We start from the raw sequence: 13,925 nt of genomic DNA, 5'->3' as shown, positions 1-13,925 counted from the left end.
TTTATTTAGAATTATTACACAAAAATATATAATTATTTTTAATGAGTCTAAATAAAGTTTTATATTTGTCGAAAATTTGTACCCTTATGAAGAAGAAAGTGCTTTCCGTTCTATCATTATCCGTGGCCTTATGGATGAATGCGCAAGAAAAGGATTCTCTTTATCAAAAGAAAATTGAAGAAGTTGTTATTACAGGACAGTACATGCAGCAGTCCATTAACAAATCCATCTATAAGGTTGATGTTATTGATGCTGAGCAGATTAAAAATATGGCAGCAACGAATGTTGCCGAGGTTTTAAATCAAAGTCTTAATATACAGATCACTCCGGATACGCGTTCAGGAAATTCCACGGCCAATATCATGGGACTTAACGGTGATTATGTAAAGATCCTTATAGACAATATTCCGGTAGTAGGGGATACAGGACTGGGAAGTAATATAGACCTTACCAAAATTACCCTAAGCAATATCGAAAGAATTGAAATTGTAAAAGGAAGCATGGGGGTTGAATATGGAAACGGAGCTGTTGCAGGAGTAATCAACATTATTACCAAGAAAACCAATACAAAGAAGATCAGTGTAAGAGGCTCATTGCAAGAAGAAACAGTGAGAGACAACTATGATCTTAAGAAAAAAGGAAACGGAAGGCATATTCAGAACCTTAATGTAGATTATAATATCAGCAATGAATGGTTTGCCAGCATCAATTTCAATCATAATCAGTTTATGGGATACGAAGGGGAAAGCAAAGGTTACAAATATTTCGGACAGGATAACCAAAGAGGGTATGAATGGAATCCGAAAGATCAGTATGATGCCTCTGCATTGTTGAGATATACAAAAAACAAAACCACATTCTTTTACAAGTTGACATATCTTAACGAAAAATTCAATTTCTATAATCCGGAGGTCAACAGAAATCCTCTTAATGACGGATTAGGCGGGGTTGCCTACGAAAGCAGAGACAGAAGATACAACACAGACCGCTGGATTCATCAGTTCAATATTCAAACTAATCTGGGACATATCCGATACATGGGGGATTTTTCCTACCAGAACCAGGACAGGAAATATTACGACTATAATTACGATATTCCGAACAGACAAATAAAGAGTCGTCAGGACGAAAAGTCTTATTATAAAACAGATGTCATCTACTCAAGAGGGATGTTCAGCAACTTCCTGGATAGTAAAGTTTTTGATTTCCAGTTGGGGTATGAATTAGACTACACCAATGGTTATGCCGCTTTAATTGCCGGAGACTTCTTTGGTGAAGCGGTAAAAAGAAAGATCTTTACCTATTCCAATTTCCTTTCTGCAGAATGGAATGTTTCAGACAAATTCTCTTTAAGACCTGGAGTAAGACTTTCCCTCAGTGAAAATTTTAATAATCAGTACAACTATTCATTATCAGCAAGATATAAAACTTCTGAAAATTCAAATCTCCGGGCAATTGCAGGATCAGCAAACCGTTTCCCGAAATATGATGAACTGTACACGTATTTTGTGAACCTTAATCATGATGTACAGGGAAATCCGGATTTACATCCTGAAAAAGGCTTTTCCGCAGGCCTTTTCTGGAACCAGAATTTTTCAGCAGATAACGGATGGAAAATTGCATACGGAGTAGATGCATTATATCTGGATGTACGTGACAGGATTGAAATGGTGATGGTAAAAGAACCTTCTACCTACAAATACATGAATCTGGATACGTATAAAAATCTATTATTCTCCGCTAATATAGATTTCAGAAAAGATCGGTTTGCCCTGTCTTTAAGGGGATCTGTAAATGGAACATCGGTATCCGTGAATGATTTGAAATCTTCTTCCCCAACAGATTTCCAGTATCTGGTACAGGCGGGAGCTTCAGCAACTTATAAACTGAAAAGTACCGATACCAATTTTGCCCTTTATTACAAATTCACGGGTCCGGACAGAATGTATGTGTCAGATGGAGCGAGCGGATTCCGACTTGGGAAAGTGGATGGTTTTCATATGATGGATTTCATTGTGAGCCAGCCTTTCTGGAATAAGCATTTTGAAATTTCTGCAGGGGTAAAAAATATATTCGATGTAACAAGACTAAACTCTACAGCAGTGGCAGGTTCAGCCCATACAGCGGCGAATGGGTTTGTTAATTTATATTATGGCAGAAGCTATTTTGCCCGATTAATGTTTCAATTTTAAATAATAAGTTACGATTATGAAGTATTTAAAAATAGTATCTGTTCTTTCGATCATGGCTGCCACACAGTCTTGTCTTTCTGCTGATGAAGATCCGGTTTCGGTTCCTCCTATGACAGGATCTGAAGTAAGTGTGCAAATTGGTGGTCCTACAGAACCTAATCAGGTCTGGATTGATTTAAGTGATTATACCAATCCGGCTGTCAATAACAGAACAGACTGGGATCTTGGTTTTTATAGCGGTGATGCGTACAGAGTGATTATGAATAGCTCTCTTGCCATGACGGTGATTAAAATACCGAACGCTTCAGATATCAGTAAAGTAAAAGAAGCTGATATATCAAGTCTGAAAGACATTGCTCAGGTAGGAACATTTGATGCTGCCAATATGAAATATGTTGACAATCCTAATGGTGACTTCCTGAATCAGACTTCAGGGATTGATGCCATCAAAGAAAATGATGCCGATAATCCTGTATATCTGATCAATCTTGGTAGAGAAATACCTTCTGCAGCCAATATCGGAGCAGGTTCCGTTTCTCTGTCCGGAGATCCGAGAGGATGGAAAAAAATTCAGATACTGAGAGCTCAGAATGGATACAAAATACGCTATGCTGAAGTGAATGCAGCAGAAGCAGACGTAAAAGAATATATCATTACCAAAGATACAGAATACAGCTTCTCGTTCTTCAACCTGAAAAAAGGAACACCTGTAAAAATTCAGCCTAAGAAGAAAAAATGGGATCTGGCCTTCACAACGTTTACCAATGAAGTGTTCATGGGACCTGCAACCAGTGCAGGAAGCTATTTTTATGCGGATTTTGTAACAACCAATACCCTTAATGGAGTAGGAGCTTATCAGGTGACAGTTACAGGAAGTCTTGATGCTGCTTACAATGCATTTAAACTGAAAGATGTAGAACCTGCAAAATTTGTTTTCAATGACCAGAGAGCGATTGGTGATAAATGGAGAACCACTACCGGTACAGCATCCAATCCTGTGCCTTTCGTGTATGCAGACCGTTTCTTTGTATTGAAAGATGCTGAAGGTTTTTATTTCAAGCTGAGATTCAATACCATGAAAAACACAAAAGGAGAAAGAGGGTACACCAATTTTGAATTTGAACCTTTATAAATAATCAAATAATAGTAGATCATGAAAAAATTCATCCTTGCAGCTTCTGTTCTTGTAGCAGTATACTCATGCAAAAAAGCAGAGGCAGGAGCAAAAGAAAATACTACAGAAGCTTCTTCTGAAGCACCGGAAACCAATAATAAAATAGTAACACTAAACGGAGGAATTACTGAAATCGTAGCTGCTTTAGGCCACGAAAAAGAAATCGTGGGAACTGATGTTACCAGCACCTATCCTGCCTCATTAAAAGCTACAGCGAAAGATTTAGGTCACATGAGATCCATGACAATTGAGCCGATCATGGCGGTAAACCCAACATTGATTCTGGCTTCTGATAAAGATATCAATCCTGAATTAATGGGGAAAATTAAATCTTCAGGGATTAAAACTGAAGTTTTTAAACAGGAATACACAGTTGAAGGAACTAAAAAACTGATAGAGCAAGTAGCAAAAGCAATCGGAAATACAGATTATCAGAAATTAAACGATAAAATTGATGCTGACTTAAAGCAAGTACAGCCTATCGCTAAAAAACCAAAAGTATTATTCATCTATGCCAGAGGGAACATGCTGATGGTAAGCGGTAAAAATACTCCAATGGCTTCATTGATCGCCCTTGCAGGCGGAGAAAATGCAGTGTCAGATTTTGAAGATTTCAAACCATTGACCCCGGAAGCCGTTGTAAAAGCTAATCCTGATGTATTATTCTTCTTCGAAACCGGTTTACAGGGTGCGGGAGGAAACGAAGGAGCGCTAAAAATGCCGGGAGTATCTCAGACCAATGCAGGTAAAAATAAGAAAATTATTGCGATGGACGGAGGTTTAGTATCAGGTTTTGGACCAAGAGTAGGAGAAGCAGCAGTAGGATTAAACAAACTTTTAATTGAAAGCACGAAGTAAACTATACTTTTATCTTATTATAAGTGCGGTACTGCTTATCATTATAGCAGTGCTGTCTCTTAATACAGGAGTTTATGATTTCGGAGAAAACTCTCCGTTCAGGGCGCTGTGGCAATTGATAAAAGGAGATTCCGGTTTATCATTGAGTGATAAATATGTGATTTGGGACGTAAGAGCAGCCAGAATAATCATGGCCATTTTAGTAGGAAGCATGTTGTCGGTTTCAGGAACGAGTCTTCAGGGGCTTTTCAGGAATCCTCTGGCAACGGGAGATTTAATAGGACTTACCTCAGGAGCAACCTTGCTGGCGGCCATTGCGATTGTTTTAGGAGGACATTTCAAAGAATATCTTCCTGAAGCTGTACAATTTTCACTGGTAGGAATAGCCGCTTTTATCGGTTCTTTCTTATCCATGATGCTGGTGTACAGAATTTCAACAAGCGGAGGGAAAACCAATGTAGTGATGATGCTGCTTACCGGAGTTGCCATTACAGCTATCGGGTTTTCGATAACCGGATTTTTGATCTATATTTCAAAAGATGAACAGCTCAGAGATCTTACTTTCTGGAATCTGGGAAGCCTTGCCGCAGCAACATGGACGAAGAATATCATTCTCGCCATTGTGATTACCATCGCCTACATCATTTTATTACCCAAAGGAAAAGCCTTAAATGCAATGATGCTGGGAGAAAAAGATGCACAGCATCTGGGAATCAATGTGGAAAGGCTGAAAAAGCAGATCATTATCACCGTTGCTTTAATGGTGGGAACCTGCGTGGCATTCTCGGGAACAATTGGTTTTGTAGGTCTTATTATACCTTATATTTTAAGGCTTTTATTCAAATCCAATTATGCTTTTATTTTGCCTTTATCAGCAATATGCGGAAGTATTTTGTTACTGATGGCAGATACCTTCAGCAGAAGTATTGTAGCTCCTTCAGAACTGCCGATCGGAATTTTGACAGCCTTAATGGGAGGTCCTGTTTTTATCGCTATTTTGGTTAAATTTAAAAAATCACTGTAATGATCAAGGCACGCCAGATAAATTATAAACACAAAGAATTCAGGATTCTGGATGGAGTAGATGTCTCTCTGGAATACGGTGAATTTCTCGCCATTGTGGGGCCGAACGGAGCAGGAAAATCAAGTCTTCTGAGTGTATTGGCGGATGAGGTAAAATCTCTCAATAACAAGGTTTTGTTTAAAAATAAACCTATTAAAGAATGGAATATCCAGGAACTTTCAAAACACAAAGCCAAGTTTTCACAGCATAACAGCAATGATATTCCGCTTGAAGTGAAGGACGTGATCATGATGGGAAGGTATCCCTATTTCGATGCCCAGCCCGGAAAAGAAGACCTGGAAGCCATGAATGCAATGATGTACGAAACTGATATTTTTCATCTCAAAGAAAGAGAATACAACACCCTTTCAGGAGGAGAAAAGCAGCGCGTACATCTATCAAGAGTGATGGCGCAGCTTGAAAATAATATCGCCCATAAGGTGGTTTTTCTGGATGAACCTTTGAATAATTTAGATATAAAACATCAATACAAAGCATTGGAAATTATCAAAAATTTCACAAAAAAAGCCAACAGTGCCATTGTTGTTTTACATGATCTGAACCTTGCTGCCCGGTTTGCAGATAAGATTTTATTAATGAAATCAGGACAGGTTTCCGCCTATGGAACTCCACAGGAAGTTTTTACTGAAGAGAATATCAGCAATGCTTATAACTTTCCCTGTACCATCTGCGGACATCCTATTACCAATAACCCAATGATCATTTTTGGATAACCATGGAAAAAGAAGAACTTAAAATCCTCGCTCAGAATCTTGCCAATCCTCAGGGAGAAAAAGGCATTGAGATCGGTGAAATGATGAATGCCACGAATATCAGCATGACATTAGAAACGATCAGAACACTTTCGATAGATGACGGCCAGCAAATCCTTGAAATAGGACACGGGAATGCCGCACACCTGAAAAGTATCATGAGCCTTGCCAAAAACCTCAGATATACAGGGATTGATATTTCTGAAACCATGCACAATGAAGCCAAAAGGCTCAATAAAGAATTTGAAAATCAGACAGAATTTGTTTTGTATGAAGGGAAGAAGTTTCCTTTTCAGGATGAAACTTTTGATAAAATATTTACCGTAAACACAGTCTATTTCTGGGAAAATCCGGTGGAATTCTTAAACGAGATCTGCAGGATTCTAAAAGATGACGGAACATTCGTTCTGACATTCGGACAAAAAGAATTCATGGAAAAACTACCGTTTACGGAATATGATTTTACCTTGTACAGCAACAGCGAAATGGAAGAACTGATCTCAAAAAGTCATTTTAAGAGAATGAAAACTTCAGAAAGAGAAGAAGATATAAAAAGTAAAACAGGAAACGAAACCCTACGAAGAATATATACAATTTTAACCATAAAAAAGTAAAGTAATGAGCACATTAGTTAATGACTTAAAAGAAAAATGGGAAGCTCTGAAAGCAGAAAATCCACATATCAGAATAAGAAATGCAGCAGCACAGTTAGGAGTAAGTGAGGCAGAATTATTGGCAACAAGCATTGGTGAAGGAGTTAGTGTCCTGAACCCGGATTTTCACGGAATCCTTACAGATGCTGAGCAATTAGGAAAAGTAATGGCTCTTACCCGTAATGATGAATGTGTTCATGAAAGAAAAGGAACGTACCTGAACGGAGATTTCAGCAGTCCTCATGCACAGCTTTTTGTGGGGGAAGATATTGATCTCAGAATTTTCCTTAACCATTGGAAATTTGCTTTTGCTGTACTGGAAGGTGATAAGAAAAGTCTTCAGTTTTTCGGAAAAGACGGATTGGCACTTCACAAAATTTATCTGACGAAAGACAGTAATGAAGCTGCTTTCGATGTGATTGTAGAAAAATTCAAATCAGAAGATCAGAATCAGGTGCTTGCGTTTGAAGCAGCAGCTCCAAAACAGGCGGAAAAAGCAGATTCAGATATTGATGTGGAAGGCTTCAAAAAAGCATGGACAGAACTGAAAGACACTCATGATTTTTTCATGATGACAAGAAAATACGGCGTAAGCAGAACACAGGCTTTACGATTGGCTCCGGAAGGATTTGCTAAGAAAATCGATAATGCCAAAGTAGTCAACATCCTTGAAGATGCTTCTGAAAAGAATACTCCGATCATGGTTTTCGTTGGAAACAGAGGAATTATCCAGATCCACACAGGAAATGTGAAGAAAACACTTTGGCATCAGCAATGGTTCAACGTGATGGATCCTGATTTCAACTTACATCTTGATGTAACGAAAATTGCAGAAGCATGGATCGTTAAAAAACCTACTGAAGACGGAGAAGTAACCGCTATCGAAGTATTCAACAAAGAAGGTGACTTTATTGTTCAGTTCTTCGGAAAAAGAAAGCCTGGAATTCCTGAGCTTCAGGAATGGAAGGATCTTGTAGAAGCTTTAGAGAAATAATAATTAGATGATTTGAATGAGACCGTTTTGTTTGTAAAATTCAAAGCGGTCTTTTTTATGAAACGATCTGCAAGTGCCGGAATATTTGTGTAATTTGTGACTAAATATAAATAAAATGAAAAATATTTTCATAGCGATACTGCTTGCCGGTGTCTGTGCATTGAAGGCACAGGACTTAAAAGCATATCAGTTTTATGATAAAAAAGGAAAAGAAGTAAAGACAGAAAAGCTGGTAAAAGAACTGGCAGATTATGATGTGGTCTTTTTTGGTGAAAATCATAACAGTTCTATCAATCACTGGCTTCAGCTTAAAATTACGGAAGCTTTGTTTGCGAAAAAGAACGGTCAGCTGATCTTAGGAGCAGAAATGTTTGAAAGGGACAATCAGGCTCAGCTGGATCAGTATTTAAACGGGAAATTTGATGCTAAAACATTCAAAGATTCTGCCCGTTTATGGAACAATTATGCAACAGATTACAAACCTTTGGTAGATTTTGCCAAGGATAAAAAACTGAATTTCATTGCAACCAATATTCCAAGGAGATATGCCTCTCAGACTGCAAAAGAAGGTCTTGAGTCCTTAAATAAATTAAGCGAAAAAGAGAAAACCTACATTGCCCAGTTGCCAATTAAAGTAACGTTAGACACTCCGGGATATCCTGAGATGAAAAAAATGATGGGAGATCATGCAGAAGGAACAAAAGTGATGAATTTCATTTCAGCTCAGGCTACAAAAGACGCTACAATGGCGGAATCTATCCTGAAAAATTACCAGGCCGGAAAGACCTTTATCCACTACAATGGAAACTATCACAGCAAAGAATTTGGTGGAATTTATTGGTACATCAAACAGAAAAATCCTAACCTGAAAATGGCAGTAATCTCCGTTTTTGAATCAGACGATTCTGAACTGAAAGTTCCGGCTAAAGACTATATCCCGACAGACTTCAATCTGATTATCCCGGGAGATATGACGAAGACTTTTTAAACTTTCAACAGTTAGAGTGAAAAATATTCAATAGAAACGGGCTTTAGCCCGTTTATTTTTTATATCAACTTCCATTGGCTTTAGCCTAAACATAATTATTGAATACCTTTTAATCATTTTTACTTCACAATATTTACCTTTGTATCAGATTCAAAAACATATGAAAAAAATCTCTATCCTGCTGATCTTTTTTATCGGGCTGTTCAATGCACAAAAACTTACTTCCAATGAACTTTCCATCATCAATCAGGGAGATGTTAATAGGGCGTTGCCTATCTATCAGACAACAGATGCCAATCAGCATAAAACCTTGCTGAGTATTTCTTCAGAAGCAGATCCTCTTGATCCTAACACTGCTGTTCTGGTAAAAAGGATGAAAGAATCTCTTCTTTCAACAGATGGTGGAGTAGGCATAGCAGCTCCACAGGTGGGAATCAACAGAAAGATTATCTGGGTGCAGCGTTTTGATAAAGAAGGAACTCCGTTGGAATATTTTATTAATCCAGTAATTGTTTGGAGATCTGATCTTCAGAACCTCGGTCCTGAAGGCGATTTATCTATTCCTGATTTCAGAGATCAGTTTTACAGAAGCAAAGTTATCCAACTGGAATATGTGGATTTGAAAGGACAGAAATATTCAGAAATCGTAGAAGGTTTTACTGCGGTGATTTTCCAGCATGAAATCGACCACCTTTTCGGCATCCTGATTTCCGATAAAAAGGAAAAAGAGAAAAATGATTCCTATAAAAAAGTCGATGCCTATCAGAAAAGTGATGTCATGAAGGACAGAAGGTAATGATGAATGATGAGTGAAATTCTTGAGCATTATATACATAAAAAATATTCTCAATCATCTGTGCCCATCTGAGAAATCTGTGGGAAAATAAAAAAAGGAGCTGTTTCCACGGAAACAGCTCCTTTCGTTATAACTATGCTTAAAAAAATTGGATTAATCGTTGTTGGTGACTGAAAGTTTCACCTCCATATTATTTCTGGTCGCATTAGAATAAGGACAGATCTGGTGTGCCTTTTCTGTCAACGCCTGCGCTTCTTCAAGAGAAACTCCGGGAATGTTAACATCCAGTTCTGCAGCCAGTCCGAAACCACCATTCTCAAGCTGACCTATGCTTACCTGAGCGGCTACCGTTGTTTCTCCTGTCTTTACTTTAGAAAGACTGATCACTCTGTTCAGAGCACTGTCGAAACATGCGGAATATCCTGCTGCAAAAAGCATTTCAGGATTGGCAAAATCATCATTGGCTCCTCCTAAAGCTTTTGGCATTCTAACATCAAGATCCAGCACTCCGTTTTCACTTTTTACATGGCCGTTTCTTCCTCCCTGAGCAGTGACCTGAGTTGTATATAACGTTTTCATTTATTTTCTATTTTGTTTAATATTTTTAACACGGTGTCTTTAAGATGCAGCAGCTCTTCCGGTTGTATTCCCAGTTTTTCCTGGATTTTTCCCGGAATCTCACAAGCCTTCTGCTGAAGCTTTTTCCCGGCTTCGTCTAAAAATACTTCAACCACTCTTTCGTCCTCTTTTTTTCTTTTGCGGATAATAAATCCTTTAGACTCCAGTCTTTTAAGGAGAGGTGTTAAAGTACCACTGTCCAGAAACAGTTTTTCTCCGATATGGGTTACCGTAAGCCCGTCACCATCCCATAATATCATCATCACAAGATACTGAGGATATGTAATGCCGAGTTCATCAAGAAATGGACGGTAAAGCCCCGTAATCTCTTTGGCAATGACATATAGCGGAAAGCAGATCTGATTTTCCAGCTTGGGTGTTTTCGGGTTTTCCATAATGTTTGAGTACGAAAGATTCGATGAAGGTATTACTTTTTTATGATAAATTCATCCATTGGAATTCTGACTTTTTTCATAGTAGAAAGCCAGTCATTCGCTTCGTCACGGTATCCAAGATATAAAAGGCTTACACTTTTTAATCCCAGTTCTTTTAGTCCCAGTACTTCATCTACCACCTCATTGCTGAATCCTTCTGCCGGTGTACTGTCGATTTTAAGCTCTGCAGCCTGCGCAAGGGCAATTCCTAAAGCGATATAAGTCTGGCGTGCAGTGTGTGCAAAATGCTCTTCGGGAGTCTGTGCACCGTATATTTCTTTTATTTTATCGGTATAGCTTCCAAAACGGCCTCTCGGAAGATCCCTTACGTCCGTATGATAATCATAAACTTTGTCAATCTTTTCATTAGAATAGCTGTCCCATGCCGCAAAGACCAAAACGTGAGAAGAGTCTCTCATTACTTCAGGGTTTAAAGCACCTGCTACCATTTTTTCTTTCAGCTCCTGGTTTTCCACAACAATAATTCTGAAGGGCTGCAATCCCGATGAAGTAGGAGCCAGTCTTGCTGATTCTAAAATCGTATTAAGGTCTTCCTGTGATACTTTTTTGGTCGGATCATAAGCTTTTACTGCATGTCTCCAGTTTAAATTTTCTATTAATGACATTTTTCTTTTTGTTTTTAAATTAAACTACTTGGCGATTATTAAACTTCATGATTTTACGTTGAAGTAAATTAACAGTACAAATGTACGCTCAATTTAATTGTGTACAATTTAATTTTAAAAGATTTTATTGATGACAATTATTGATGAACTTTAAAAATATAAAAGAAAAAGAGCAAAATAGCTCAGAGTCATAGGTGAATAAGGTATTTCACGATTCAGCCAATTCCGCATGATTCGGATTTTTTCAAAGTCTTAGTATTCCAATCTTTGCAATAGAATTTAAACTTAAAACAATGCAGAGATTTAGAAATAAAACGGCTTTAATTACAGGAGGAACCAATGGAATGGGTTTGGCTACCGCTCAGAAATTTATTGATGAAGGAGGATCAGTGATAATCACCGGACGAAGTGAAGAAACGGTGAATAGAGCTTTAGAGAAACTTGGAGAAAAGGCTTTCGGAATTGTTTCCAATGCCGGAAATATGAAAGATCTGATGAACCTGCAGCATGAAATCAGAAAATATACAGAACAGATTGATCTGGTTTTTGCCAATGCAGGATATGGAAGATTTGCTCCCCTGGAATATGTGGATGAAAATCACTTTGATGAACTGTTCAATATGCTGGTCAAGGGACCGTTTTTTACGGTACAGCAGGTGTTACCATTAATGAAAAGCGGCAGCTGCGTTATTTTCAATACTTCAATGGCCACAGATATTGCTATGGCTAATTTTTCAGTGTATTCTGCAGCAAAATCTGCGGTGCAGTCGTTGATCAAAACATTTGCTTTAGAACTTACAGAACGCGGCATTCGTGTCAATGGAGTAAGTCCCGGGCATATTAAAACCAATATTTTTAATAATACGGGCTTAACCGGAGATCAGATTGATAGTGCCATTGATGAGATTATTCCCACGATTCCTTTTAAAAGACAGGGCGAACCGTCAGAAATAGCCAATGTAGTTCTGTTTCTTGCTTCAGAAGAAGCTTCCTATATTCATGGAGCAGAAGTGAAAGTGGACGCCGGAATTTCGGTGATCAGATAATCCTGATTATTTGACTTCTTTAATTTCTTTGATGATATTGGTTTTATTTTCAATACCGATATTATAGGTCTTACCTTTTTTAAAGCTTTGGGTTGCTTTTTCCATAAGGCTTTTGTATTCCGGTGATTTTTTGGAAAGATAAAAAACCTGAGCACTGATTCCAATAGCGACACGTACCACTTCATTCGGTTTGTCGGGATCTTCCATGATATTTGAAATGGTGGCATTATTGTACCACGTTAAATTCTGCGGAGTGGAACTACCGGAACAGGATGTGATCATAATAAATAGCAATAATAAATAGGACCAGGCTTTCATAGCAAATAGTATTAAGTAAAAAGCTCCTGCAATATATCAAAATGTAAGCAGGAGCTTTCTATAAATTAATTAAAATCCACAGCTTGCCACACTAGGAGCTGGGGAAGGAGAACATCCTGAAAGGGATGAAAATTTAGTCAATACACAATTGGTATTTACATAGTTGTTGTCATACAGTAAAGAACCGGCTGGACTTCTGTAGTATACGTTTCCTGCTGTATTGGCATAAGAAGAAACAGAAGCAGATCCACAGCTTGTATTGGTACATGCAGCTCTCCATGCAGCGTCAGTTACAGGTCCGCTGGAGAATAATGACGGGTCAATGATTCTTTTTTCAACAATTCCTGAAGCATTTTTGAAGCTTACCAAAATGGCTACGTGATATACCCATGAAACACAGCATGTTCCTGTAGATGCTCTAAGGTTACCATACACGAATTGCTTTTCACAATCGTAACCTGCATTCAAAAGGATTTGTCTCATTTTGTGCGCTCTTGCATAGCAGCCATCCACAGGATATCTGAAAGTGATACATGGTGAAGAGGCGGTAGAAGTTCCACAAGCCTGATTTTTAATCTGTGCAAAAAGACTGTTTAACGTCGCCAGATTAGGAATGATACTTACTGCCTTATTACTTTCCCCTCTTTCTTCTTTGTTGAATACAGATTTGAAATAACGGATATCATCAGCAGTTGCTTTTTCTACCTTTGCGATTTCGTTAGAATTGGCTTTCAGGAAAATCTGAACAGGAGTTTCGTTTTCTACAGCTTCTTTGATCATGGAGATATAGCCCGCATTTTCTTTAGTATCTTTAATTTGATACGGTTGCGCTGAAACCATCAAGGAAACTTTAAACTTTCCATCTTCTTTTTCAATCCCTACCGGAACAGTTTTGCCGAAATCTTTCATTGCAATGTCGTTAGACTCTTTAGCAACAAGATTCGGATCCTGATTGGCGGTCGAATCTGAGCAGGCATTAAATGACAGTACCGTCACGAATACCATCATGGATAACAGAAATTTTTTCATAGCTTTTATATTTTGGTGATTAATTTTCAGTGAACTTTTTAATTGTGATAGTTCACTTATTTGTGACATTAAAAATAATAAAAATTAAAATATATGCAATGTTTTTTTGAAAAAATAAATAATTCTGTCGTTTTATTGGTTTTATGATATTGAAAAAGATGAAAAAATGATCGTTTTTATAGGGATATTCAAGGAAAATAGAAAATTTTTAAAATGGTGAAATCGGTTGTTTTTTACGCCTTGGTTTCCTACGGAATAGACAAGTTTGATGGATAATTCATCACTAGAATACGGATGTTTTTAGTACGTATCTTTTCTTTACTCGCTTTGTCATTTCATAGGAATCTAAACTCTTATTTTATC

15 protein-coding genes are annotated in these 13,925 nt (G+C 37.8%); 10 read left to right on the top strand and 5 right to left on the bottom strand.

The annotated features are described in order from the left end of the window. Positions 1–86: 86 nt before the first annotated feature. From C8D70_RS10900 to C8D70_RS10860, 9 genes are all read left to right on the top strand, one after another. On the top strand, positions 87–2,192 hold the full coding sequence (locus C8D70_RS10900; RefSeq protein WP_110367331.1) for a TonB-dependent receptor plug domain-containing protein: 2,106 nt from the start codon (positions 87–89) through the stop codon (positions 2,190–2,192). A 16-nt stretch (positions 2,193–2,208) separates the two neighbouring features. Next, positions 2,209–3,324, top strand: a complete 1,116-nt coding sequence (locus tag C8D70_RS10895; protein WP_228408012.1) for an HmuY family protein — start codon at positions 2,209–2,211, stop codon at positions 3,322–3,324. A 21-nt stretch (positions 3,325–3,345) separates the two neighbouring features. After that, positions 3,346–4,224, top strand: coding sequence for a hemin ABC transporter substrate-binding protein (locus C8D70_RS10890; RefSeq protein ID WP_110367329.1), 879 nt, complete (start codon positions 3,346–3,348; stop codon positions 4,222–4,224). Then, positions 4,208–5,248 carry a FecCD family ABC transporter permease gene (locus C8D70_RS10885; protein ID WP_110367328.1) on the top strand — a complete coding sequence of 347 codons (1,041 nt, stop codon included), beginning with the start codon at positions 4,208–4,210 and terminating at the stop codon, positions 5,246–5,248. The genes C8D70_RS10890 and C8D70_RS10885 overlap by 17 nt, the downstream gene beginning before the upstream one ends. Further along, positions 5,248–6,021, top strand: a complete 774-nt coding sequence (locus tag C8D70_RS10880; RefSeq protein ID WP_110367327.1) for a heme ABC transporter ATP-binding protein — start codon at positions 5,248–5,250, stop codon at positions 6,019–6,021. The genes C8D70_RS10885 and C8D70_RS10880 overlap by 1 nt, the downstream gene beginning before the upstream one ends. A gap of 2 nt (positions 6,022–6,023) precedes the next feature. After that, on the top strand, positions 6,024–6,674 hold the full coding sequence (locus C8D70_RS10875; RefSeq protein ID WP_110367326.1) for a class I SAM-dependent methyltransferase: 651 nt from the start codon (positions 6,024–6,026) through the stop codon (positions 6,672–6,674). Positions 6,675–6,678: 4 nt separating this feature from the next. Next, on the top strand, positions 6,679–7,707 hold the full coding sequence (locus C8D70_RS10870; RefSeq protein ID WP_110367325.1) for a hemin-degrading factor: 1,029 nt from the start codon (positions 6,679–6,681) through the stop codon (positions 7,705–7,707). 115 nt (positions 7,708–7,822) lie between these two features. Next, a complete protein-coding gene (locus C8D70_RS10865; protein ID WP_110367324.1) occupies positions 7,823–8,695 on the top strand; it encodes a ChaN family lipoprotein in 873 nt (290 codons plus the stop codon). Positions 8,696–8,855: 160 nt separating this feature from the next. Then, positions 8,856–9,491 carry a peptide deformylase gene (locus tag C8D70_RS10860; protein WP_076597077.1) on the top strand — a complete coding sequence of 212 codons (636 nt, stop codon included), beginning with the start codon at positions 8,856–8,858 and terminating at the stop codon, positions 9,489–9,491. Between the two features lie 153 nt (positions 9,492–9,644). Here C8D70_RS10860 and C8D70_RS10855 read toward each other — a convergent pair whose 3' ends face one another. Genes C8D70_RS10855 through C8D70_RS10845 form a run of 3 tightly spaced genes read right to left on the bottom strand, consistent with a single transcriptional unit; the run spans position 9,645 to position 11,169 of the window. Beyond that, entirely contained in the window at positions 9,645–10,070 is a 426-nt protein-coding gene (locus C8D70_RS10855) for an organic hydroperoxide resistance protein (protein WP_110367323.1), read from the bottom strand. Further along, positions 10,067–10,504, bottom strand: a complete 438-nt coding sequence (locus C8D70_RS10850; RefSeq protein ID WP_076597074.1) for a MarR family winged helix-turn-helix transcriptional regulator — start codon at positions 10,502–10,504, stop codon at positions 10,067–10,069. The genes C8D70_RS10855 and C8D70_RS10850 overlap by 4 nt, the downstream gene beginning before the upstream one ends. Before the next feature lie 32 nt (positions 10,505–10,536). After that, positions 10,537–11,169: an NAD(P)H-dependent oxidoreductase gene (locus tag C8D70_RS10845; protein ID WP_062670959.1), complete on the bottom strand. Its 633-nt coding sequence runs from the start codon at positions 11,167–11,169 to the stop codon at positions 10,537–10,539. A 293-nt stretch (positions 11,170–11,462) separates the two neighbouring features. Here C8D70_RS10845 and C8D70_RS10840 point away from each other — a divergent pair, with 293 nt between their 5' ends. Further along, a complete protein-coding gene (locus C8D70_RS10840; RefSeq protein ID WP_110367322.1) occupies positions 11,463–12,215 on the top strand; it encodes an SDR family oxidoreductase in 753 nt (250 codons plus the stop codon). 6 nt (positions 12,216–12,221) lie between these two features. Here the strand turns inward: C8D70_RS10840 and C8D70_RS10835 are convergent, their stop codons facing one another. Both C8D70_RS10835 and C8D70_RS10830 read right to left on the bottom strand, forming a co-directional pair. Next, positions 12,222–12,533, bottom strand: a complete 312-nt coding sequence (locus C8D70_RS10835) for a hypothetical protein (protein ID WP_076597072.1) — start codon at positions 12,531–12,533, stop codon at positions 12,222–12,224. Positions 12,534–12,602: 69 nt separating this feature from the next. Beyond that, on the bottom strand, positions 12,603–13,562 hold the full coding sequence (locus C8D70_RS10830; protein ID WP_146212877.1) for a protein-glutamine glutaminase: 960 nt from the start codon (positions 13,560–13,562) through the stop codon (positions 12,603–12,605). Between the last annotated feature and the right edge of the window lie 363 nt (positions 13,563–13,925).

The organism is Chryseobacterium sp. CBTAP 102 (assembly GCF_003201365.1).
In the GTDB taxonomy this organism is placed as follows: Bacteria; Bacteroidota; Bacteroidia; order Flavobacteriales; family Weeksellaceae; genus Chryseobacterium; species Chryseobacterium candidae.
This window is presented reverse-complemented; position numbering and strand designations above follow the sequence as displayed.